The organism is Shinella sp. (assembly GCF_035998705.1).
GTDB lineage: Bacteria > Pseudomonadota > Alphaproteobacteria > Rhizobiales > Rhizobiaceae > Shinella.
In genome coordinates, this window is record NZ_DASYHH010000022.1 from 574117 (window position 1) to 596349 (window position 22233).

At 64.6% G+C, this 22233-nt stretch carries 19 protein-coding genes; 15 read left to right on the plus strand and 4 right to left on the minus strand.

Annotated features, from left to right (window positions below; all coding sequences use genetic code 11):
* Positions 1–50 precede the first annotated feature (50 nt).
* The 4 genes from VGN93_RS19425 (at position 51) to lysS (ending at position 5987) form a co-directional block, all read left to right on the plus strand.
* A complete protein-coding gene (locus VGN93_RS19425; protein WP_327508721.1) occupies positions 51–803 on the plus strand; it encodes a TerC family protein in 753 nt (250 codons plus the stop codon).
* Positions 804–1104: 301 nt separating this feature from the next.
* A complete protein-coding gene (locus VGN93_RS19430) occupies positions 1105–2877 on the plus strand; it encodes an SLC13 family permease (RefSeq protein ID WP_327508722.1) in 1773 nt (590 codons plus the stop codon).
* A 131-nt stretch (positions 2878–3008) separates the two neighbouring features.
* A complete protein-coding gene (gltX, locus tag VGN93_RS19435; protein WP_327508723.1) occupies positions 3009–4478 on the plus strand; it encodes a glutamate--tRNA ligase in 1470 nt (489 codons plus the stop codon).
* Positions 4479–4490: 12 nt separating this feature from the next.
* Positions 4491–5987, plus strand: a complete 1497-nt coding sequence (lysS, locus tag VGN93_RS19440) for a lysine--tRNA ligase (protein WP_327508724.1) — start codon at positions 4491–4493, stop codon at positions 5985–5987.
* A gap of 205 nt (positions 5988–6192) precedes the next feature.
* Here lysS and VGN93_RS19445 read toward each other — a convergent pair whose 3' ends face one another.
* Positions 6193–6909: a hypothetical protein gene (locus VGN93_RS19445; protein ID WP_327508725.1), complete on the minus strand. Its 717-nt coding sequence runs from the start codon at positions 6907–6909 to the stop codon at positions 6193–6195.
* Positions 6910–7119: 210 nt separating this feature from the next.
* Here VGN93_RS19445 and VGN93_RS19450 point away from each other — a divergent pair, with 210 nt between their 5' ends.
* The 6 genes from VGN93_RS19450 (at position 7120) to VGN93_RS19475 (ending at position 12930) form a co-directional block, all read left to right on the plus strand.
* Positions 7120–8010 (plus strand): metal ABC transporter substrate-binding protein, encoded by an 891-nt coding sequence (locus VGN93_RS19450; protein ID WP_327508726.1) that lies wholly within the window; start codon positions 7120–7122, stop codon positions 8008–8010.
* Positions 8007–8876: a manganese/iron ABC transporter ATP-binding protein gene (locus VGN93_RS19455; protein WP_327508727.1), complete on the plus strand. Its 870-nt coding sequence runs from the start codon at positions 8007–8009 to the stop codon at positions 8874–8876. The genes VGN93_RS19450 and VGN93_RS19455 overlap by 4 nt, the downstream gene beginning before the upstream one ends.
* Entirely contained in the window at positions 8873–9745 is an 873-nt protein-coding gene (locus VGN93_RS19460; RefSeq protein WP_327508728.1) for a metal ABC transporter permease, read from the plus strand. The genes VGN93_RS19455 and VGN93_RS19460 overlap by 4 nt, the downstream gene beginning before the upstream one ends.
* Positions 9742–10584, plus strand: a complete 843-nt coding sequence (locus tag VGN93_RS19465; RefSeq protein WP_327508729.1) for a metal ABC transporter permease — start codon at positions 9742–9744, stop codon at positions 10582–10584. Before VGN93_RS19460 ends, VGN93_RS19465 begins: the two co-directional genes overlap by 4 nt.
* Positions 10585–10703: 119 nt before the next feature.
* The gene (locus VGN93_RS19470) at positions 10704–11939 is read left to right on the plus strand and encodes an FAD-binding oxidoreductase (protein WP_319320478.1); all 1236 of its coding nucleotides are present in this window, start codon (positions 10704–10706) and stop codon (positions 11937–11939) included.
* A gap of 40 nt (positions 11940–11979) precedes the next feature.
* Positions 11980–12930 (plus strand): nucleoside hydrolase, encoded by a 951-nt coding sequence (locus VGN93_RS19475; RefSeq protein ID WP_319320475.1) that lies wholly within the window; start codon positions 11980–11982, stop codon positions 12928–12930.
* Between the two features lie 19 nt (positions 12931–12949).
* Here VGN93_RS19475 and VGN93_RS19480 read toward each other — a convergent pair whose 3' ends face one another.
* The 3 genes from VGN93_RS19480 to VGN93_RS19490 form a co-directional block, all read right to left on the minus strand.
* Positions 12950–13924, minus strand: a complete 975-nt coding sequence (locus VGN93_RS19480) for a squalene cyclase (protein WP_319320472.1) — start codon at positions 13922–13924, stop codon at positions 12950–12952.
* A gap of 33 nt (positions 13925–13957) precedes the next feature.
* Positions 13958–14647, minus strand: coding sequence for a uracil-DNA glycosylase (gene ung / locus VGN93_RS19485; protein WP_319320468.1), 690 nt, complete (start codon positions 14645–14647; stop codon positions 13958–13960).
* An 88-nt stretch (positions 14648–14735) separates the two neighbouring features.
* Positions 14736–15908, minus strand: coding sequence for a dihydrodipicolinate synthase family protein (locus VGN93_RS19490; protein WP_319320464.1), 1173 nt, complete (start codon positions 15906–15908; stop codon positions 14736–14738).
* Positions 15909–16276: 368 nt separating this feature from the next.
* On the opposite strand from VGN93_RS19490, the gene VGN93_RS19495 reads away from it, so the two are divergent.
* The 5 genes from VGN93_RS19495 to VGN93_RS19515 are packed head-to-tail and all read left to right on the plus strand — an operon-like array spanning position 16277 to position 22217.
* Positions 16277–17323, plus strand: coding sequence for a LacI family DNA-binding transcriptional regulator (locus tag VGN93_RS19495; RefSeq protein ID WP_327508730.1), 1047 nt, complete (start codon positions 16277–16279; stop codon positions 17321–17323).
* Positions 17320–18321, plus strand: coding sequence for a Gfo/Idh/MocA family oxidoreductase (locus VGN93_RS19500; protein ID WP_327508731.1), 1002 nt, complete (start codon positions 17320–17322; stop codon positions 18319–18321). Before VGN93_RS19495 ends, VGN93_RS19500 begins: the two co-directional genes overlap by 4 nt.
* The gene (locus VGN93_RS19505) at positions 18318–19940 is read left to right on the plus strand and encodes an acyl CoA:acetate/3-ketoacid CoA transferase (protein WP_327508916.1); all 1623 of its coding nucleotides are present in this window, start codon (positions 18318–18320) and stop codon (positions 19938–19940) included. Before VGN93_RS19500 ends, VGN93_RS19505 begins: the two co-directional genes overlap by 4 nt.
* Positions 19933–20712 carry an enoyl-CoA hydratase/isomerase family protein gene (locus tag VGN93_RS19510; RefSeq protein WP_327508732.1) on the plus strand — a complete coding sequence of 260 codons (780 nt, stop codon included), beginning with the start codon at positions 19933–19935 and terminating at the stop codon, positions 20710–20712. The genes VGN93_RS19505 and VGN93_RS19510 overlap by 8 nt, the downstream gene beginning before the upstream one ends.
* Positions 20712–22217 (plus strand): aldehyde dehydrogenase family protein, encoded by a 1506-nt coding sequence (locus VGN93_RS19515; protein ID WP_327508733.1) that lies wholly within the window; start codon positions 20712–20714, stop codon positions 22215–22217. The genes VGN93_RS19510 and VGN93_RS19515 overlap by 1 nt, the downstream gene beginning before the upstream one ends.
* The last annotated feature ends 16 nt before the right edge of the window (positions 22218–22233 follow it).

Sequence of the window (22233 nt, forward strand, 5' to 3'; positions counted from 1 at the left end):
AATACGGGAGGCCATTCTCAAAAAACCGTATTCATGGAGAGGAAGACCGGATGGACAGTATTCTTGCGCTCCTGCAAGACCCGGCCGCCTGGATTGCGCTCATCACGCTGATCGTGATGGAAGTCGTTCTCGGCATCGACAACCTTATCTTCATCTCGATCCTGACGAACAAGCTGCCACCCGAACATCGCGTGCAGGCGCGGCGCATCGGCATCGGGCTCGCACTGATCATGCGCCTCGGTCTGCTCGGCACCATCGCCTGGATCGTCCAGCTCACCACGCCGGTCTTCGAGGCCTTCGGCCACGGATTCTCGTGGAAGGACATGATCCTGATCGCCGGTGGTCTCTTCCTCGTCTGGAAGGCGACGAAGGAGATCCACCACAATGTCGATCCCGTCGACCACAAGGAAGACATGGTGGGCGGCGCGGTGACCTCGTCGTTTTCGGCAGCGATCGGCCAGATCCTGCTGCTCGACCTCGTCTTCTCGGTCGACAGCATCATCACCGCCGTCGGCATGACGCCGCACCTGCCGATCATGGTGGTTGCCGTCGTCGTCGCCGTCGCGGTCATGCTGCTGGCCGCCAACCCGCTCGCCAACTTCATCGAGAAGAACCCGACGATCGTCATGCTGGCGCTCGCCTTCCTCCTGATGATCGGCACGACGCTGATTGCCGAAGGCATGGGCTTCCACGTGCCGAAGGGCTACGTCTACGCCGCCATGACCTTCTCGGCCCTTGTCGAGATCCTGAACATGATCTCGCGGCGCGCGCGCCAGAAGAAACAGGGAACCACCACCCACTAATGACAAAACCGGCGGGACATCATCCCGCCGGTTCTTTCTTGAAGGGTGCCGAAGACGAGGCGGACGGGTTGGAAGCTCGCCTGCCGTTTCGTTGGCCACGGGAAGAAACCGGAAAAATTCCCGTGTTCTCCATCCCCGCCGCGTCCGGTTGACACGACCCGCCTTCTCCTGGAGAAGCGTTTGGTCGGCGGGATTGTTCCGCTAAAATTGATGAATGGTTTTCGTCGTTTAACGGTGGAACCGAAAAGGCTCTGACGGAATTCATGCAGAGCATAGTCTTGCCGCATGGGCCACAAACAGTATGACAATCGAGCAGACCTTCGCCTTCGTCGTCATCGCTGCAATGATGGCGGCGTTCATCTGGGGACGGTTTCGCTACGATCTTGTCGCCTGCTGTTCGCTGCTCCTTGCGCTGGCGCTGGGCATCGTGCCCTTCGACAAGGCCTTTTCCGGCTTCAGCGACGATATCGTCATCATCGTCGGCAGCGCGCTGATGGTGAGTGCTGCGGTGGCGCGCTCCGGCATCGTCAATCTCGCGGTCAAGCGCTTCTTCCCGAACCTCACCGAACGGCGGGCCCAGCTTGCGCTGCTGCTCGTCTCCGTCGCGGTGCTGTCGGCCTTCATCAAGAATATCGGCGCGCTCGCCATCATGATGCCGCTCGCCTTCCAGTTCGCCAGGAAATCCCGCACGCCGGCGTCGAAATTCCTGATGCCGATGGCCTTTGCCGCCCTGCTCGGCGGCCTGATGACCCAGATCGGCACCTCGCCCAACATCGTCGTTTCGCGCCTTCGCCAGGAGATCACCGGCGAGAGCTTCACCATGTTCGATTTCACCCCCGTCGGCGCGACGTTGACGGTCTGCGGTGTGCTCTTCATGCTGTTCTTCAACCGCATCGTGCCGGAGCGCGAAAACAGCAGCGCCAGCATCGAGGAATCGCTGGAGGCGGCGGCCTATTCCTCCGACGCCACGGCGGAGGAAGGCTCGCCCTCGGTCGGCAAGTCCCTGAACGAGATCTTGAAGAACGGCGACGGCGAGGTCATCGCCACCGCCATCATCCGCGGCCATGTGCACCTGGCACCGCTGCCGGATGTGCGCCTCGCCGTCAACGACACGATCCTGATGGAGGGCACGGCCGACGCGCTCGACAAGGTGGTCTCGGCCACGGGCCTGACGCTTTCCGGCAAGCCGATCCGCGCCGGACGGGGCGAAGAGGGCGAGATCAGCGCCATCGAGGCCGTCGTCGGCAATGACAGCCGCCTCATCGACATTTCGGCGCGCAGCATCGCGCTGTTCCATTCCTACGGCATCAACCTGCTCGCGGTCAGCCGGCAAGGCCAGCGCCTGCGCGAAAAACTCTCCGAGGTGCGGCTTCGCCCCGGCGACATGATCGTGGTCCAGGGCAACAACCGCACGCTGCCGACGTTGCTGCCGGAACTCGGCCTGCTTCCGCTCGCCCAGCGCGAGATCCTGCTCGGCGCACCCCGCCGGGCGATCATCCCCGTACTGATCCTGATCGCCGCCATGGCTTCGACCGCGCTCGGCGTCGTGCCGGTCGCGACCGGCTTCTTCGCCGCCGCCGTCGCCATGGTGCTGTTCAAGGCCGTGCCGTTGCGCGAGGCCTATACCGCGCTCGACGGGCCGATCCTCGTCATGCTCGCCGCCCTCATCCCCGTCTCCGACAGCCTGCGCACGACCGGCGCCAGCGAACTCATCGCCGGCTGGCTCGGCAATGTCGCCGTACACCTGCCGCCCTTCGGCGCCCTGGCGCTGATCCTGCTCACGGCCATGGCGGTGACGCCCTTCCTCAACAATGCCGCGACCGTGCTGGTCATGGCGCCGATCGCCGCCAGTTTCGCCGGAGCGCTCGGCTATCGGCCCGAGGCCTTCCTGATGGCGGTCGCTATCGGCGCTGGCTGCGACTTCCTCACCCCGGTCGGTCACCAGTGCAACACGCTGGTCATGGGGCCGGGCGGCTACAAGTTCGCCGATTATCCGCGCGTCGGCCTGCCGCTTTCGGTCCTCATCGTCATCGTCAGCGTGCCGACGCTGCTCGCCGTCTGGCCGCTCAAATAGGGCCGTCGGAGTTTTTCTTGACGCGCCGGGCTGAATATGGTCTCAACCCAGCCCAACGGAAAGCCTCTTTCCGCCGTGTGAAACGGCACAAAACCGGGCTCTCCCTCCCATAAGTCAAGACGGGCCATATCATGAGCACTTCCGGAACCGCCTCCGGCGTTCGCGTACGCATCGCACCTTCCCCGACCGGCGAGCCGCATGTCGGCACTGCCTATATCGCGCTGTTCAACTATCTCTTCGCGAAGAAGCACAACGGCACCTTCATCCTGCGCATCGAGGATACGGACGCCACGCGCTCGACGCCGGAATTCGAGCAGAAGGTGCTGGACGCGCTGAAATGGTGCGGCCTCGAATGGTCGGAAGGCCCGGATATCGGCGGCCCCTACGGCCCCTACCGCCAGTCCGACCGCAAGGACATGTACCGTCCCTATGTCGACAAGATCGTCGCCAACGGCCACGGCTTCAACTGTTTCTGCACGCCCGAACGGCTGACCGAGATGCGCGAAGCCCAGCGCGCGAGCGGCAAGCCGCCGAAATATGACGGCCTCTGCCTGCACCTCTCCGCGGAAGAAGTGACCAAGCGCGTCGACGCCGGCGAGCCGCATGTCGTGCGCATGAAGATCCCGACCGAGGGCTCCTGCAAGTTCGTCGACGGCGTTTACGGCCCGGTCGAAATCCCGTGGGATGCCGTCGACATGCAGGTCCTGCTCAAGGCCGACGGCATGCCAACCTATCACATGGCGAATGTGGTCGACGACCACCTGATGAAGATCACTCATGTGGCGCGCGGCGAGGAGTGGCTCGCCTCCGTGCCGAAGCACATCCTCATCTACCAATATCTCGGCCTCGAACCGCCGGTCTTCATGCACCTGTCGCTGATGCGCAATCACGACAAGTCGAAGCTGTCCAAGCGCAAGAACCCGACCTCGATCTCCTATTATTCCGCGCTCGGCTACCTGCCGGAAGCGCTGATGAACTTTTTGGGCCTGTTCTTCATCCAGATCGCCGAGGGTGAAGAGCTGCTGACCATGGATCAGCTGGCCGAAAAGTTCGATCCGGAAAACCTCTCCAAGGCCGGCGCGATCTTCGACATCCAGAAGCTCGACTGGCTGAACGGCCGCTGGCTGCGCGAGCAGCTGACGGAAGAGGAATTCACGGCGCGCGTGCTGACCTGGGCGATGGAAAACGACCGCATCCGCCAGGGCCTCAAGCTCTCGCAGTCGCGCATCTCCAAGCTCGGCGAACTGCCCGACCTCACCGGCTTCCTGCTGAAGTCCGATCTCGGCCTGACGCCCGAAGCCTTCGCCAAGGTGAAGTCCACGCCGGAGGAAATTCTGGAAGTGCTGAACCAGGTCCAGCCCGATCTCGAAAAGATGCCGGAATGGACCGTCGAGAGCATCGAGGCGGAACTGCGCTTGAGCGCCGACCGGCTGGGCAAGAAGCTGAAGGTCGTGGTGGCCCCGCTCTTCGTTGCCGTCTCCGGCTCGTCGCGCTCGCTGCCGCTGTTCGACAGCATGGCCATCCTCGGCCGCTCCGTCGTGCGCCAGCGCCTGAAAGTGGCGGCGCAGGTGGTGGCCTCGATGGTTGGAAGCGGAAAGTAAGGACTAGAGACGATGACCGACACGAAGACAGAAACCGGCCTTTCCTCCGACCCGACGGAAGTCCGCCGCCAGAAGCTCGACCAGCTGCGCCAGACCATCGGCGACGTCTATCCGGCGCATTTCCATCGCACGATGACCAATGCCGAGCTCGCGGAGAAATACGAGACGCTGGAACTCGACACCGAGAGCGGCGACGTCGTGACGGTTGCCGGCCGCGTCTATTCCTCGCGCAATTCCGGCATGTTCATGGATATCCATGACGCCTCGGGAAAGATCCAGATCTTTTCGCACAAGGACACGACGCCCGAAGAAGCCCGCGCGCTACTGCCGATGATCGACCTCGGCGACATCATCGGCGTCACCGGCGTCGTGCGCCGCACCAAGCGCGGCGAGCTGACGATCAATGCGCAGGAGATCGTCATGCTGACGAAGACCCTGCTGCCGATGCCGGAAAAGTGGCATGGCGTGGCCGACGTGGAAATCCGCTACCGCAAGCGCCACCTGGACATCATGACCAACGAGGAATCGAAGCTGCGCTTCCAGCAGCGTTCGAAGATCGTCTCGGGCATCCGCCGCTTCATGGAAAACGACGGCTTCATGGAAGTCGAGACGCCGATGCTGCACTCCGTCTATGGCGGCGCGACGGCCGAGCCCTTCAAGACGCACCACAACACACTGAAGCTCGACATGTTCCTGCGCATCGCGCCCGAACTGTTCCTGAAGCGCACGCTGGTCTCCGGCCTGACCGACAAGGTGTTCGAGATCAACCGCAACTTCCGCAACGAGGGCGTGTCCACCCGGCACAATCCCGAATTCACCATGATGGAGTGCTACTGGGCCTATGCCGACTACGAGGACATCATGGACCTCGTGGAGCGCATGTTCGCCGAGCTGGCGGTGAAAATCCACGGCTCGACGGAATTCGCCTATGGCGACAAGGAAATCTCCTTCAAGGGCCCGTTCAAGCGCGTGCCGATGCCGGATGCCGTCAAGGAAGCGACCGGCATCGACTTCCTCGCCATCAAGACCGACGAGGAAGCCCGCGCCGCCGCCAAGGCGGCCGGCTTCGAAGTCGAGAAGGACTGGACCTGGGGCGAATGCCTTGCCTTCATCTTCGAGGAAAAGGTCGAGGGCACGCTGATCCAGCCGAGCCATGTCACGCATTTCCCGAAGGACATTTCTCCTTTCGCCAAGGAAGTGCCGGGCGAACCGCGCCTCGTCGAGCGTTTCGAGACCTATTGCAACACCTGGGAACTCGGCAACGCCTTTTCCGAGCTCAACGACCCGGAAGAGCAGCGCGCCCGCATGGTCGAGCAGCTCGAGCAGGCGCATGCCCGCGGTGAGAAGGCCAAGCAGCTCGACGACGAATTCCTGGATGCCATCGACCAGGGCATGCCCCCTGCCGGCGGCCTCGGCGTCGGCGTCGACCGCCTGATCATGCTGCTCACCAACGCCCCGTCGATCCGCGACGTCATCCTCTTCCCGGCGCGGCGCGCGAAGGCGGACTGAAGCCATTCCCTGAGGGCGAGGCACCCCCCTCTGCCCTGCCGGGCATCTCCCCCTCAAGGGGGGAGATTGGATGGAGCAGCCTATTGCCCATCTCTGACGCTGCGAAATAAGTGAAATTCTTGCTTCTTGCCGATCTCCCCCCTTGAGGGGGAGATGCCCGGCAGGGCAGAGGGGGGTGTCGCTACGGGCTCCGAGAACCCGGGCGTCAGTGTTCGCTCGCGGCGACCTCATGCGAGCCTTCTTCAGCGGCGGCATGCTCGCCACCGCCCTCGCCTTCCGCAGCATGGCCTTCGGCCGGCGCTTCGTGGCCGCCTTCGGCTTTCGCCTCGCCATGGCCGCCGGCTTCTTCCGCCACCGCATTCGGATCGACGCAGTCGGCCCGCTCGTCCATCGCCGTGACGATGGTCTTGATCTCGTCCAGCGATAGTTCCTTGCGTTCGCCATAGAATTCGCCGTTGCCGGCGGGTGTGCCGTCCGTGTAGCGCGCGACGAACGGCGCCGTCATGCCGGGGATTGAAGACGGGTCGCGGGCGAAAAGCACCTCGGCGCCGATGGCGCGGCCGCGCATGTCGGCGCGGTTCACGGGGCCGCTCGCATCGAGCAGGATGATCTGGTAGAGATCGGCGTCCTCGTGATTGGACACGGCGCCGGCGACGCGCAGCGCCGTCTTGATGCGCACAGCCCCGTCCTTGGCATCGGAGCGCACATATTTGCGCAGCCAGTGCTGCCCGTTGCGGTCGAGCCGCACGGTGGTGACCGTCGTGCAGGCGGCGCCGGAAACCTGTTCCGTCGAAGGGCCAAGCAGCGTTTCGCGCCCGACGAAGATCGCGGCAGCGCCCGACGCGCCCGTCAGCACGACGACACCGGCGACGATGATCAGAAGCTTCCGCGACAAGCGGAACGAGGTCGGAAGGAGCTTCACGGGCGACAAACTTCTCTTTGAACGCAGAACACGAACGCGCCGAGAGCGCGCGAACTCCGTGCACTCTACCCATGGGGCGTTTCGGAAGTTTAAACGCGATGCGTGCGATTTCGGCACGTTTTTGCGAATGATTTGCAATTGCGTTGACAGGCGACAAAAGCGCCCTATAGTTTAATGCAACTCATTCGCAAAAGCAGATCAGGAAAGCCCATGCTCCGCCGTTCGTTTCATGCCCTTCTTCTCAGCCTGCCGCTTCTCTCAGCCGCACCCGCCATAGCCCAGGAAAAGCCGAAGGTCGTGACGACCTTCACCATCATCGCCGACATCGCCGCAAACGTGGCGGGTGATGCCGCCGTGGTGGAATCGATCACCAAGCCGGGCGCGGAGATTCACAACTACCAGCCGACGCCGCGCGATATCCTGAAGGCGCAGGACGCCAAGCTGGTGCTGTGGAACGGCCTCAACCTCGAACTCTGGTTCCAGAAATTCCTCGCCAATCTCGGCGACGTGCCGAACGTCACCGTCAGCGAGGGCATCGAGCCGATGAGCATCGTGGAAGGCCCCTATGAGGGCAAGCCGAACCCGCATGCCTGGATGTCGCCGAACAATGCGCTGATCTATGTCGAGAATATCCGCAAGGCGCTGGTGGCGCTCGACCCCGCCAATGCCGCGACCTACGACGCCAATGCCAAGGCCTATAGCGAGAAGATCACGGCGCTGGGCGCGGAGATGAAGGCGAAGATCGATGCTCTGCCGGAAGACAAGCGCTGGCTCGTCACCAGCGAAGGTGCCTTCAGCTACCTCACGCGTGATTTCGGCCTGAAGGAGCTCTTCCTCTGGCCGATCAATGCCGACCAGCAGGGCACGCCGAAACAGGTGAAGGCGGTGATCGACGCGGTGCGCGAGCACAATATTCACGTCGTCTTCTCTGAAAGCACCGTGTCCGCCGACCCGGCAAAACAGGTCGCGGCCGAAACGGGCGCCACCTATGGCGGCATCCTCTATGTCGACTCGCTGAGCGAGGCGGACGGCCCGGTGCCGACCTATCTCGACCTGCTGCGGGTCACCTCCGAGACCATCGTGAAAGGCCTTTCGCAATGATGATGGGCAGCAAGCCGAAGAGGGTGGACGGCATCGTCGCGGAAGACGTGACCGTCACCTATCGCAACGGCATGACGGCGCTGCGCCATGCGAGCTTCTCCGTGCCGAAGGGCACGATCACCGCCCTCGTCGGCGTCAACGGTGCGGGCAAGTCCACGCTCTTCAAGGCGATCATGGGCTTCGTGCCCGTCGCCGCCGGCAAGGTGACGATCCTCGGCCTTTCCGTGAAGGAAGCGCTGAAGAAGAACCTCGTCGCCTATGTGCCGCAGGCGGAAGAAGTCGACTGGACCTTCCCGGTGCTCGTCGAGGACGTGGTGATGATGGGCCGCTACGGCCACATGAACTGGCTGCGCATCCCCACCAAACACGATCACGACCTGGTCGACGAGGCGCTGACACGCGTCAACATGGCCGCCTTCCGCAAGCGCCAGATCGGCGAACTCTCCGGCGGCCAGCGCAAACGCGTCTTCCTCGCCCGGGCCTTGGCGCAGGAGGGGCAGGTGATCCTGCTCGACGAACCCTTCACCGGCGTCGACGTCAACACGGAAGAACAGATCGTCGAACTGCTCGGCAAGCTGCGCGACGAAGGCCGCGTCATGCTGGTCTCCACCCACAATCTCGGCAGCGTGCCGGATTTCTGCGACCGCACCGTCTTCGTCAAAGGCACGGTCATCGCCTCCGGCCCGACGAAGGAAACCTTCACCGAAGCCAACCTGGAGCGCGCCTTCGGCGGCGTGCTGCGCCACTTCATCCTCGGCGGGCACGACCTACACGACGACGAGGACAAGCGCACGGTCAAGGTCATCACCGACGACGAGCGCCCCTTCGTCATCTACGGCGAGCGCGACACGGAGAAGACGCCGTGATCGATACCCTGCTCGAACCCTTCGGCTACGGCTACATGGTCAATGCCATGTGGGTCAGCGCGCTGGTCGGCTGCATCTGCGGCTTCCTCTCCGCCTATCTGATGCTGAAGGGCTGGTCGCTGATCGGCGATGCGCTTTCGCACTCCATCGTGCCCGGCGTTGCCGGCGCCTATATGCTGGGCCTGCCCTTCGCGGCCGGCGCCTTCCTGTCCGGCGGGCTCGCCGCCGCCGCCATGCTCTTCCTCAACCGCAAGACCAAGCTGAAGGAGGATGCGATCATCGGCATGATCTTCTCCTCCTTCTTCGGCCTCGGCCTCTTCATGGTCTCGCTCTCGCCGACGCCGGTGAACATCCAGACCATCGTGCTCGGCAATATCCTTGCCGTCAGCCCCGAGGATACGGTCCAGCTCGCCATCATCGGCGCCGTCACGCTGCTCATCCTGCTTTTGAAGTGGAAGGACCTGATGGTCACCTTCTTCGACGAGAGCCACGCCCGTTCCATCGGCCTCAACCCGACGGGCCTGAAGATCCTGTTCTTCACCCTGCTCAGCGCCTCCACCGTCGCTGCCATGCAGACGGTCGGCGCCTTCCTCGTCATCGCCATGGTGGTGACGCCCGGCGCCACCGCCTATCTGCTGACCGACCGCTTCCAGCGCCTGATCGTCATCGCAGCAGCCCTTGGTGCCGGCACCAGCTTCGTCGGCGCCTATATTTCCTACTTCCTCGATGGCGCGACCGGCGGCATCATCGTCGTATTACAGACTGTGATCTTCCTCTCCGCCTTCCTCTTCGCCCCGAAACACGGCCTGCTCGCCGCGCGCCGCAAGGGCCGGCTGGCGCTTGAACCCGCAGAAGGCGCCCAGCCATGAACGAGACGCTCGAACTCGCGATCATGCCCTTCCAGCTCGCCTTCATGCAGAACGCCTTCCTGGTGACGCTGATGATCGCGGTGCCGATGGCGCTGCTCTCCTGCTTCCTCGTGCTGAAGGGCTGGTCGCTGATGGGCGACGCGGTCTCCCATGCGGTGCTGCCGGGCGTCGTCATCGCCTATGTCGTCGGCCTGCCCTTTGCGGCCGGCGCCTTCGTCGCCGGCCTGTTCTGCGCGCTCGCCGCCGGCTACCTCAAGGACAACAGCCGGGTGAAGGAGGATACGATCCTCGGTATCGTCTTCTCCGGCATGTTCGCGCTCGGCCTGGTGCTCTATGTGAAGATCCAGCCGGATATCCATCTCGACCATATCCTGTTCGGCGACATGCTCGGCATCGCCGTGTCCGATCTTGTGGAGACGGCAGCGATCGCCACCGCATCCACGGCCTTCATCCTGCTGTTCCGCAAGGACCTGCTGGTGCATGCCTTCGACCGGCAGCACGCGTCCGCCATCGGCCTGCCCGTCAAGCTGCTGCATTACGGCCTGCTCGCGGTGCTGTCACTCGTCGTCGTCGGCGCGCTGAAGGCGGTCGGCATCATCCTGGCGATCGCCATGCTGGTGGCGCCGGGCGCCATCGCCGCCCTCGTCACGCGGCGCTTCCCGAGCATGCTGATGGTCGCGGTCAGCGTCGCGGTCAGTGCCACCTTCTTCGGCATCTGGCTGAGCTTCATCATCGACAGTGCGCCGGCCCCCACCATCGTGCTTTTGATGACCGTCCTCTTCGTCTTCGCCTTCCTGTGGAACGTGCTGCAAAGCCGCAAGCCCGCGCAGGAGGCCTGATCCGGCGCGGGCCGAGGGTCTGTCGACAGACGTCCAGTTTGCGTCTATCGTCCCGCGCGATCGACAGGCGGTGCTTCGCGGCCGGTCGCAACGAAAGACAGAACAAGCAACGGGACGGCATGGCGCATATCGGTATCGTCGGCAGCGGCCTCATGGGCTGTGCCACAGCGCTCAATCTGCTGGAACAGGGCCACAGCGTCACCATCCTCGAGCGGGATGCCGGCGGCCTGCCGGCTTCGGTCGGCAATGCGGGCATTCTGGCCGTGCCGGAGATCGATCCGCTCGCCCGGCCCGGCATGCTGCTGTCCGTGCCGAAATGGCTGCTCGACCCGCAGGGGCCGCTCACGGTGCGCTGGCAGGACCTGCCGGCGCTCGCCCCCTGGCTCATCCGTTTCCTGCTCTCGGCAAGCGCGGACAAGGTCGCCGCCAGCCGCGCCGCCATGCTCTCCCTCATGAAGACCGCCGAGGCCGATCATGTGCGCCTCGGCGCCATGGCCGGCATCAGCGGCCATCTGCGCGACACCGGCGCACTCACCGTCTTCGACAGCACGGCTGCCCGTGACAAGGCTTTTGCGCACGAGGCGGAAAATGCCCGGCTGATCGGCTGCAATGTCGAGACGCTGACGGCCGAGGAAGCGCGCCGCCGCGTGCCCGCCTTGCAGGGCGGCTTCGCGGGCGGAATTTTCAGCGACGGCTACAAGACCTTCGACTATCCGCTGACCTTCCTGCGCCGGCTCCAGGCGGTGCTGCGCGAACGGGCAACGCTGCTCGACGCCACGGTTTCTTCGGTCGCGCGCGCAGAAAACGGCGTCATCGTGCGCACGGAAGGCGGCCGGGAATTCATCTTCGATCGCCTCGCCATCACCGCTGGCGTCTGGTCGCGCCGCTTCGTCGCCGATCTCGGCCTGACGGTGCTGCTCGAAACCGAGCGCGGCTACAACACGACCTTCATGAATCCTTCGACCACGCTGGAAATGCCGGTCTTCTTCTCCGAGCATGGCTTCGTCGCCACCCCCTTCGAGAATGCGCTGCGCATCGGCGGCGCGGTGGAGCTCGCCTCGCCGGAAGCCCCCGCAAACTACAAGCGTGCGGCCGCCATGCGCAAAAAAATGCGCCGCTACGTGCCGGATCTCCAGGAAGAGGGCGGCACGGAATGGATGGGCCGCCGTCCCTCGACGCCGGACACGCTGCCCGTCATCAGCCTGCATCCGAGCGACCCGCGCATCGCCTTTGCCTTCGGCCACGGCCATCTCGGCCTGACGCTGTCGGCAACGACCGGCCGCCATGTCGCGCGCCTGCTCGCCGGCGAAGGCGACACGGCGCTTGCCCCCTTCTCTATCGCCCGTTTCCAGTAAGCGCGCGATCTCCATAACAACAAGAATGAAGAGACCGACCATGCATAAGGTTATTTTCGATACGGATCCCGGTGTCGACGACGCGATGGCGTTGCTGTTCCTGCACAATCATCCGGAGATCGACCTGATCGGCATCACCACGGTCTTCGGCAATGCATCCATCGAGACGACGACGCGCAACGCGCTGTTCCTGAAGCGCGAATGGGGTATCGCGGCGCCCGTCGCAAAGGGCGACGGCAAGACCTACAACCCGATGCGCAACCCGATCGACTGGCCGGTGATGATCCACGGCCATGACGGGCTCGGCAATATCGACGTGCCGGAAACGATCGACCTGCCGCTCGACCCGCGTTCCGCGTCCCGCTTCATCATCGAGACGGTGCGGGCAAACCCCGGCGAGGTGACGCTGATCGCCGTCGGCCGCATGTCGAACCTCGCCTATGCGCTGAAGGAAGACCCGGCGATTGCCGGCCTGGTGAAAGAAGTCATCATCATGGGCGGCGCCTTCGATGTGCCCGGCAACATCACGCCTGCCGCCGAAGCGAATATCCATGGCGACCCGGAAGCCGCCGATGCGGTGATGATGGCGCCGTGGAAAGTGGTCGTCGTCGGCCTCGACGTGACGATGAAGACCGTGATGACGCGCAAACGCCTCGCCGAACTGACCGCGCAGAACGGCAAGCGCCTGAAACTGCTCTCCGACATCTCGCAATTCTACATCGATTTCTACGGCCAGCATGTGAAGGACGAGGGCATGGTGGTGCATGACAGTTGCGCCTGTGTCTATCTCGTAGCACCCGAGCTCTTCACCACCCGCTCGGGCGCGATCCGCGTCGTCGCCGGCGGCATCGCCGATGGCCAGACGATCCAGAAACCCGATGCGCGAAAATTCCCGCCCGGCAACTGGGACGATTTGCCCAGCCAGCACGCCTGCATCGGCATCGATGCGGAAAAGGTAATGGCGCTGCTCGACGAGACGCTCGTTTGCTAAGCCCGCCGGCCGGTGCCCGTCACAGGCCGGCGTGTTCATCCCACCAGCGCAGGACGCGCAAGGCCCGAAGCGTGATCCAGCGCGAAGGCTCTCCCACTGTCTCCATCTCGAACCACACCGGCCCCTTGAGCTGCCAGTCGAGCGGCCAGGTGCCGTTCTCCGATTGGCGGGCGCGCAGGTGGTCGATGGCCCCACCGAGGCGGTGATCGGGCACCGCGCCGGTCGCAAGAGACGCGGCACGGAAATAGTCGAGCCCGCGCAAAACGTCGTAGCGCCAGCGGTTCGGGTGCAGGAATTTCAGGTAGCGCTCATCGGCCGGGGCGCCGGTGCTCAGACGACGAAAGAGGCCGCGTTCCAGCAGATATTCCTCACCCGTCGCCCGCGCGGTGCGCGTCTCCGCCGTGGCGCCCACCGCCTGCTCATAGGCGAGAAGGCCTTCCAGCACATTGATCGTGGAATGGAAGGACGAGCGGTGCGAGCCGTTGAAGCGCTCGCAGTTCCAGCCGCCGTCCGCCTGCCGTTCGCCGAGCAGGCGCGTGACGATCGGCGAGACATCGACGCCGAAATAGGCCCCGGCGATCACCGTGCGCCCGTTGATGCATTCCTCCACCTCGCCGTCCCAGTAAGGCTGGCCGTCATGGTCCCAGCGGCAATTCCGGCCGATGAGATCCACCGTGCGCCGCGCGCGTTCCGATGCGGGATCGAGGCCGAAGTCGTAAAGCTGCTGGAGGGAAAAGCAGGTGGCGGTCCAGGCCTGGCCGAGCTCGCGCCACCTCTCTTCCGTATAATCCGCCGGCATGAAGGCGCCGCCGGCCCATTGCCCGTCCGCATCCTGATGGGAGAGAAGTTCCGCACCCCAGCCTTCGGTTTCCACCTTTGCGCGCTCGGCCTGCCACACCGCTTTCGGCGCATCGAGGAGGTCGCGCAACACCTGCCAGCGGACCGCGCGATCCGAAGCGAGAAGCCAGTCGATGACCGAGCCGGAGGGAGCCATGGGGCGAAGTCTAGCAGCCCCGCATGGCGATTTCTATTCCGGCGTCGCCGGCAACTGCCAGTCGATCGGCTCGCGGCCGTGTTCTTCGAGAAAGGCATTCGCCTGGGAAAACGGCCTGGAACCCAGGAACCCATTATGCGCCGAGAGCGGCGATGGGTGGGCGGAGCGCAGCACGAGATGGCGGCTGCGATCGACGAAGGCCGCCTTCTTCTGGGCATAGGAGCCCCAGAGAATGAACACGACGGGCTTTTCCTGCTCGTTGACGGCGCGGATGACGGCGTCGGTAAACCGCTCCCAGCCGCGACCCTGATGTGAGGCGGCGCGGCCCATCTCCACGGTCAGGACGCTGTTGAGCAGCAGCACGCCCTGCTTGGCCCAATGCTCCAGAAAGCCATGGCGCACCGGCGCGATGCCGAGGTCCGTCTGCATCTCCTTGTAGATATTGACCAGCGACGGGGGAATGCGCACGCCCGGCTGCACGGAAAAGCACAGGCCATGCGCCTGCCCCTCGCCGTGATAAGGATCCTGCCCGAGGATGACGACGCGGACCTCGTCGAGCGGCGTCAGGTCGAGCGCGCGAAAATATTCGGCCCCCTTCGGGAAGATGCGTTTTCCCCCCTGCTTCTGTTCCAGCAGGAAGGCTTTCAGCTCGGCCATATAGGGGTTGGAAAATTCCGCCGCGAGCGGCGCTTTCCAGCTCTCGCCGATCTTCACATCCGTCATCGTCCGCTCCTGTCCAGCACGTGCGAAAGGAAGCGGAGTTTAACGCCGGATGGCCGGGAGAACCGGCCAAAGGGCCGGTCATCCACAGCTAATCTTGCGTGACGCCCAGCACCGTCATCAGGCTTTTCATGCGGGCGGCCGCCAGGTCCGGCTTGTCGAGCACATTCGCCTGGTCGGCGAGGCGGAAGACGTCGGCATAGTGCGTGACACCGCGAGCGGACTGCATGCCGGCCGGCATGGTGAAATGGTCCTGATGGCCATTCAGCCAGGCGAGGAACACGACGCCGGCCTTGTAATATTGCGTCGGCGCCTCGAAAATCTTGCGCGACAGCGGCACGGTCGGCTCGATGACGGCGCGGAACGTCTCGACATGGCCGGCGGCAAGCGAGGAGAGCGCCTTGGAAGCCTGCGGCGCCACCGCATCGAAGATGCCGAGCAGCGCATGGCTGTACTTTCGGCCATCACCCTCGATCAGTTCGGCATAGTTGAAATCATCGCCGGTAAAGCACAACACGCCCTCCGGCAGGCGATCGCGCAGCGCCACTTCCTTGGCGTTTTCCAGCAGTGAAATCTTGATACCCTCGACCTTGTCGCGGTTCTCCTCGATGATCGACAGCACGGCATCGAGCGCCGGTTCGAAACTGTCCGAGCCCCAATAGCCGGCAAGCTGCGGATCGAACATGTCGCCGAGCCAGTGCAGCACGACCTTGTCCTTCGCCTGGCCGAGGATATGGCCGTAGACCTTGCGGTAATCGTCCGGCGACTTGGCGATACGGGCGAGCGCCCGGCTCGCCATCATGATCGCCCGGCCGCCGTGCTTTTCGACGAAGCCGACCTGCTCCTCATAGGCCCTGATGACATCATCCAGCGACCGCGCATCGGCCGGGTTCAGATGGTCCGTGCCGGCGCCGCAGGCAAGATCGGCGCCGGGCACCGTGCGCGCCTCGGCAAGCGAGCGGCTGATCAGCTCCTGCGCGCCCGCCCAATCGAGCCCCATGCCGCGCTGCGCCGTATCCATCGCCTCGGCGATGCGGAAGCCGAGCGACCAGAGATGGTGCCGGAAAGCCATGGTCCGCTCCCAGTCGATGGCGGGCGCCTCCCAGGGCCGCGTATCGCGGCGCGGATCGGAGACGACATGCGCCGCCGCATAGGCGATGCGGTTGAAGCGCGGCACCGCGGACGGCCGGGCAAGCGGCGTGCCGACGAGGTCGTAACGGGCAAGGCCACCATCCGTCTGCGGCAGGGTAAAGCTGATCGACATGGAATCCTCCCAAGGGTTTTTCAGGGGAATAATTTAGATCGTTCCAAATTTCAAGGTGATTTTTGAAAACACGCTACCCCGACCGGCATGTGCGCAGCAACCGAAGTTATGCGGGAAGCCACCGCCCCAACCCTCCGTCGTCATCCTCGGCCTTGAGCCGAGGATCCACAAGCCCGGGCGTTGCGCATGCAGCATGAATGGCCGGGTCAAGCCCGACCATGACGGGTGGAGAGGGCACAGGCATGGTCGAGAGGCCGCAAAGGCTTCTACCGCTAATCATCACAAAAACCTCTTGACAAATTTGGAACGATCCAATTATTTGACATCAACAAGCAGGCGAAAGACGCCGTGCGTTGGGAGGAATGGTCGTGAACAAGAGCCGGGTGACCGTGGTCGATATTGCGCGCGCCGCCGGCGTGTCGAAATCGACCGTGTCGCTCGTCCTCCAGTCCAGCCCGCTCGTCAACGAGACGACCCGCGCCAAGGTCAACGCCACCATCCGTGAACTCGGTTATGTCTACAATCGCGGCGCGGCGAACCTGCGGCAGTCCGCCTCCTCGCGCATCATCGGCATCATCGTCAACGACCTCACCAACTCCTTCTTCGCCGAGCTTGCGGTGGGCATGGACATGGTCATGCAGTCGGCGGGCTATGTGCAGTTCCTGTCGAATTCCGCCGAAAGCGTCGACCGCCAGCGCGAGGTCATCGCCTCGATGCGCGAACACGGCATCGCCGGGCTGATCATCTCCCCCGCCCGCGGCACGGAAGCGTCCGACCTGAAGCCGCTCGCCGCAAGCGGCATTCCGGTCGTCGCGGTGGTGCGCAACGTGGTCGGCGCCAAGGTCTCGACGCTGTTTTCCGACAATTATGCCGGCGCGAAGGATGCCGTCCGCCACCTGATCGACCTCGGCCATAGCCGCATCGCCTTCCTGGGCGGCATCGCGAACACCACGGTCTTCACCGAGCGTGTGCAGGGCTGGCGCGATGCGCTGGCGGAAGCCGGTCTCGATGCGCCCGACAATTGCGTCGTCGGCTCGACGGCATCGCGTGCCGGCGGCGTCGCCGCCATCGAGCGCGCCCTCTCGCTGCCCGAGCCGCCGACGGCCGCCCTCTGCTTCAACGACGCCGCCGCCTTCGGTGTCTGCGACGGCTTGCGCACGGCCGGCAAGGAGCCAGGCCGCGATTTCGGCGTGGTCGGCTTCGACGACGTGATCGAGGCCGAGACCGCCGTGCCGGCGCTGACGACGGTTTCCGTCGATCCGCAGGGCATGGGCCGGCGGGCGGCACAGATGCTTCTGAAACAAGTGAATGCCGGGCGCGTAGAGCCCGAGGCGATCGTCAGTTCCGTGCGCCTCGTGGTGCGCCAGAGCTGCGGCGCCGGACTGAAGGACAGGACGAGGAGGATTTCGGCATGACACGGTGGGGATTGATCGGGGCGAGCACGATCGCCAAGGAATGGGTCATCGGCGCGATCCGCGCAACGGGCGGCGAGATCGCCTCCGTGATGAGCACGAACGCCGAGCGCGGCAAGGCCTATGCGGCCGAGCACGGTATTGCCAAATCGGTGACGACGCTCGACGAGATCGTAAACGATCCCGAGGTCGACGCCGTCTATATCTCCACGACCAACGAGTTGCACCGCGAGCAGGCCCTGGCCGCCGCCAAGGCGGGCAAGCACATCCTCTGCGAGAAGCCGCTCGCGATGTCGCTCGACGATGCGCGCGCCATGGTGCAGGCTGCGAAGGACGCTGGCGTCGTGATGGCGACCAACCACCACCTGCGCAATGCGGCAACGCACCGCGCGATGCAGGAGGCCATTGCGGCCGGGCGCATCGGCAAGCCGCTCTCGGCCCGCGTCTTCCACGCCGTCTACCTGCCGCCGCACCTGCAGGGCTGGCGCCTCGACCGTCCGGAAGCCGGCGGCGGCGTGATCCTCGACATTACCGTGCACGACGCCGACACGCTGCGCTTCGTGCTGGGCGAGGATCCGGTGGAGGCGATCGCCTTCTCGCAGGCCGGCGGCATGGGCAAGGCGGGGCTGGAGGATGCCGTGATGGGCGTGCTTCGTTTCAAATCCGGCCTGATCGCGCAGTTCCATGACGGGTTCACCACCAAATTTGCCGAAACCGGCTTTGAAGTGCACGGCACCGAGGGCTCGCTGATCGGCCGCAATGTCATGACGCAGCGCGCCATCGGCACCGTAACGCTGCGCGATGCCAGCGGCGAACAGGAACTGCCGCTCGACCACAGCAATCTCTACGAAACGGCGCTTACCGCCTTCCACGCCGCCGTCGCGGGCAAGGGCAAGCCGAACGCCACCGGCGAGGATGGCGTCTGGTCGCTGGCGACCGGGCTTGCTGTTGCCGAGGCCGCCCGCACGGGCCGCACGGTCGGTATCGAACCGGGGTTCTGAGACGCATGAACAAGCATATCACACCGCGCCAGGCCGCAGACCTGATCCCGGACGGTGCCGTCGTCTCGGTCTCGTCCTCCTCCGGCCTCGGCTGCCCGGACCTGATGCTGAAGGCGATCGGCGAACGTTTCGACGAAACCGGCAGTCCGAAGAACCTGACGACGCTGCACCCGATCGCCGCCGGCGACATGAGCGGCATCAAGGGCGTGGATTACATCGCGAAAAAGGGGCTTTTGAAGAAGATCATCGGCGGCTCCTATCCCTCGGGCCCCTCCTCCTCCGAACCGCCGCTGATCTGGCAGATGATCGGCAGCGACGAGGTCGCCGCCTATAACGTCCCCTCCGGCATCCTCTTCGACATGCACCGCGAGGCCGCCGCAAAACGCCCCGGCGTCATCACCAAGATCGGCCTTGAAACCTTCGTCGACCCGCGCCGCGAAGGCTGCGCGATGAACGCTTCGGCGGCGCGCGAACCGGTAGTGGAAAAGATCACCTTCGCCGGCGAGGAATGGCTCTATTTCAAGGCGATCGCACCGCAGGTGGCGATCATCCGCGCCACCACCGCCGACGAACGCGGCAACCTGACCTACGAACACGAGGGCGCCTATCTCGGCGGCCTCGACCAGGCGCTCGCCGCCCGCAACAATGGCGGCATCGTCATTGCGCAGGTCAAGCGCGTCGTCAAGGACGGCTCCCTGAAGCCGCATGACGTGCGCGTGCCCGGCGTGCTGGTCGATTATGTTATCGTCGATCCGGACCAGAAGCAGACGACGCAGACGCTCTACGACCCCGCCATTTCCGGCGAGATTTTCAGGCCGCTCGACACATTCCGCGTGCCGGAATTCAACATCCAGAAAGTCATCGCCCGCCGCGTGGCACAGGAGCTGGAAGCCGGCAGCGCCGTCAATCTCGGCTTCGGCATTTCCGCCAACGTGCCGCGCATCCTGCTCGAAGAAGGCCTGCATGGCGCTGTCACCTGGGTGATCGAACAGGGTGCGGTCGGCGGCGTGCCGTTGCTCGATTTCGCCTTCGGCTGCGCCTCCAATGCCGATGCCTTCATGCCCTCGCCCTACCAGTTCACCTATTTCCAGGGCGCAGGCTTCGATGCATCGCTGCTCTCCTTCCTGGAAATCGGCAGGGACGGTTCGGTCAACGTCTCGAAACTTTCCTTCCGACCGCATGTGACGGCAGGGGCCGGCGGATTCGTCGACATCACGGCGCGGGCGAAGAAGATCGTCTTCTCCGGCATGTTCAATGCCGGCGCCAAGCTCGCCGTCGAGGGCGGCAAGCTGGTGATCGAAAAGGAAGGCAAGCTGAAGAAGCTGGTCAATGCCGTCGAGCACATCACCTTCTCCGGCCCGCGCGGCGTGGCGCAGGGGCAGGACATCACCTATGTCACCGAGCGCTGCGTGCTGAAGCTGACGCCCGAGGGGGTCGTGCTCAGCGAGATCGCGCCGGGTGTCGATCTCCAGGCGCATATCCTCGACCAGTCGGAGTTTGCGCTGATCGTTTCGCCGGACCTGAAGGTCATGGATGCCGCACTCTTCACCGATGCGCCGATCGGCCTGACGCTGCCGCAAAAGGCGCCGCGCCGGCTGGCAGGAGCGCAGCATGGCTGAGCCGCGCATCCGAATCACTGTTGAAGGTGACGTCGCGACGATCACCGTCGCGCGGCCGGAAAAGGCGAATGCCTTCGACATCGACATGCTGAAGGAATTATCCGCCGCCTGCGACGACGTCGAGGCCAACGCCGCCGTGCGTGTCGCGATCCTCACCGGCGAGGGCAAGGCCTTTTCCGCCGGTGGCGATATCCGCGCCTGGGCCGGCATGGAAGCCAATACCTTCGGCCACGCCTGGGTGCGCTTCGGCCACCGCGTCTTCGAACGGCTGGCGACGCTGCGCATGCCGCTGATCGCCGCCGTCAATGGCCACGCACTCGGCGGCGGGCTGGAACTGGCGGCGGCCGCCGATATCCGCATCGCGGAAACCCAAGTGAAAATCGGCCTGCCGGAAGCAGGTCTTGGCATGGTGCCCGGCTGGTCCGGCACGCAGCGCCTCGTCAAGCGTTTTGGCGCACAGGCCGTGCGGCGCATGCTGCTTGGCGGCGAAGTGCTGACGGCAGCGGAAGCCGCAGCGCTCGGCATTGTCGATCAGGTGGTGGACACCGGAACAGCCGTGGAAGCCGCGAAGGCCTATGCGGCGCGCATCGCGGCGCGCGGGCCGGCGGCGACGGAAGTGTCGAAGCTGATGATCGCGGTGGCGAACAATGAAGACAATGGTGCGGCGGTGGAGGCCCTGGGCTCTATCCTCGTCGCCAAGACCGGGGACCTGAAGGAAGGCGTTGCCGCCTTCACGGGCAAACGCCCCGCAGAGTTCAAGGGAGAATGGTAATGACCGCGCATGTGAAACCCAAGGCGCTGGAAAACTTCAAGGCACGCGATTTCCGCATGCTGATCGACGGCGTCTGGACGGAAGGCGCCGGCCCCGCGCTCGAACGCGTGGCACCGGGTCACGGCATCGTGGTCAGCCGTTATCCGGCGGGCACCAAGGCCGATGCCGAGCGCGCCATCGCGGCCGCCCGCAAGGCCTTCGACGAGGGCCCATGGCCGACCATGACGGGCGCCGAGCGCTCGAACATCCTGCTCAAAGCCGCCGACCTCATCGCCGCGCGTGCCGACGAACTGGCCTTCCTCGACTGCATCGAGAGCGGCAAGCCGATCAGCCAGGCGAAGGGCGAACTCGGTGGTGCGGCCGATATCTGGCGCTATGCCGCAGCACTCGCCCGCGACCTGCACGGCGAAAGCTACAACACGCTTGGCGAAGGCACGCTCGGCGTCGTGCTGCGCGAGGCGATCGGCGTCGTCTCGATCATCACGCCCTGGAACTTCCCGTTCCTGATCGTCAGCCAGAAGCTGCCCTTCGCGCTTGCGGCCGGCTGCACGACGGTGGTCAAACCCTCGGAGCTGACCTCCGGCTCGACGCTGGTGCTCGGCGAAATCCTGATCGAAGCCGGCGTGCCGGCAGGCGTCGTCAACATCGTCACCGGCACCGGCCCCGAGGTCGGCGCGCCGATGACGACGCATCCGGATGTCGACATGGTCTCCTTCACCGGCTCGACCGGCGTCGGCCGCCTGACGATGGCCAATGCCGCACAGACCTTGAAGAAGGTCTCGCTCGAACTCGGCGGCAAGAACCCGCAGATCGTCTTCCCCGACGCGAACCTCGACGAGTTCATCGACGCCGCCGTCTTCGGCGCCTATTTCAACGCCGGGGAATGCTGCAATGCCGGCTCGCGGCTGATCCTGCACAAGTCGATCGCCGCGGACGTCACCGCGCGCATCGCGGAACTCGCGAAAAAGGTGAAGGTCGGCGACCCACTCGATCCGACGACCCAGGTCGGCGCGATCATCACGCCGCAGCATCTCGAAAAGATCGGCTCCTATGTGGACGGCGCGACGAAGGCCGGTGCGTCGGTGGCGCTTGGCGGCGGAGCACTCGATCTCGGCCTCGGCCAGTTCATGGCCCCGACGATCCTCTCCGGCGTGTTGCCCGAAATGACGGTCGCCCGCGAAGAAGTTTTTGGGCCGGTTCTCTCGGTACTGACCTTCGAGACGACGGAAGAGGCGATCCGCATCGCCAACGCCATCGACTATGGCCTGTCGGCCGGTGTGTGGAGCCGCGATTTCGACACGTGTCTCACGATCGGCCGCAAGGTGCGCGCCGGCACGGTCTGGATGAACACCTTCATGGATGGCGCCTCCGAACTGCCCTTCGGCGGCTACCGCCAGTCCGGCCTCGGCCGCGAACTCGGCCGCCATGCCGTGGAGGACTATACCGAGACGAAGACGCTCAACATGCATATGGGTGCACGCACCAGCTGGTGGATGCCGCGATGAGCAAACCCTTCCCGAC

Bases quoted from the DNA above. Each gene is read 5' to 3' on its own strand.
- VGN93_RS19425 (WP_327508721.1), top strand. From the start codon at position 51: ATGGACAGTATTCTTGCGCTCCTGCAAGACCCGGCCGCCTGGATTGCG.
- VGN93_RS19470 (WP_319320478.1), top strand. From the start codon at position 10,704: ATGGCGCATATCGGTATCGTCGGCAGCGGCCTCATGGGCTGTGCCACA.
- VGN93_RS19430 (WP_327508722.1), top strand. From the start codon at position 1,105: ATGACAATCGAGCAGACCTTCGCCTTCGTCGTCATCGCTGCAATGATG.
- ung (WP_319320468.1), bottom strand. From the start codon at position 14,647: ATGACGGATGTGAAGATCGGCGAGAGCTGGAAAGCGCCGCTCGCGGCG.
- VGN93_RS19490 (WP_319320464.1), bottom strand. From the start codon at position 15,908: ATGTCGATCAGCTTTACCCTGCCGCAGACGGATGGTGGCCTTGCCCGT.
- VGN93_RS19455 (WP_327508727.1), top strand. From the start codon at position 8,007: ATGATGATGGGCAGCAAGCCGAAGAGGGTGGACGGCATCGTCGCGGAA.
- VGN93_RS19450 (WP_327508726.1), top strand. From the start codon at position 7,120: ATGCTCCGCCGTTCGTTTCATGCCCTTCTTCTCAGCCTGCCGCTTCTC.
- VGN93_RS19510 (WP_327508732.1), top strand. From the start codon at position 19,933: ATGGCTGAGCCGCGCATCCGAATCACTGTTGAAGGTGACGTCGCGACG.
- VGN93_RS19475 (WP_319320475.1), top strand. From the start codon at position 11,980: ATGCATAAGGTTATTTTCGATACGGATCCCGGTGTCGACGACGCGATG.
- gltX (WP_327508723.1), top strand. From the start codon at position 3,009: ATGAGCACTTCCGGAACCGCCTCCGGCGTTCGCGTACGCATCGCACCT.
- lysS (WP_327508724.1), top strand. From the start codon at position 4,491: ATGACCGACACGAAGACAGAAACCGGCCTTTCCTCCGACCCGACGGAA.
- VGN93_RS19500 (WP_327508731.1), top strand. From the start codon at position 17,320: ATGACACGGTGGGGATTGATCGGGGCGAGCACGATCGCCAAGGAATGG.
- VGN93_RS19515 (WP_327508733.1), top strand. From the start codon at position 20,712: ATGACCGCGCATGTGAAACCCAAGGCGCTGGAAAACTTCAAGGCACGC.
- VGN93_RS19465 (WP_327508729.1), top strand. From the start codon at position 9,742: ATGAACGAGACGCTCGAACTCGCGATCATGCCCTTCCAGCTCGCCTTC.
- VGN93_RS19480 (WP_319320472.1), bottom strand. From the start codon at position 13,924: ATGGCTCCCTCCGGCTCGGTCATCGACTGGCTTCTCGCTTCGGATCGC.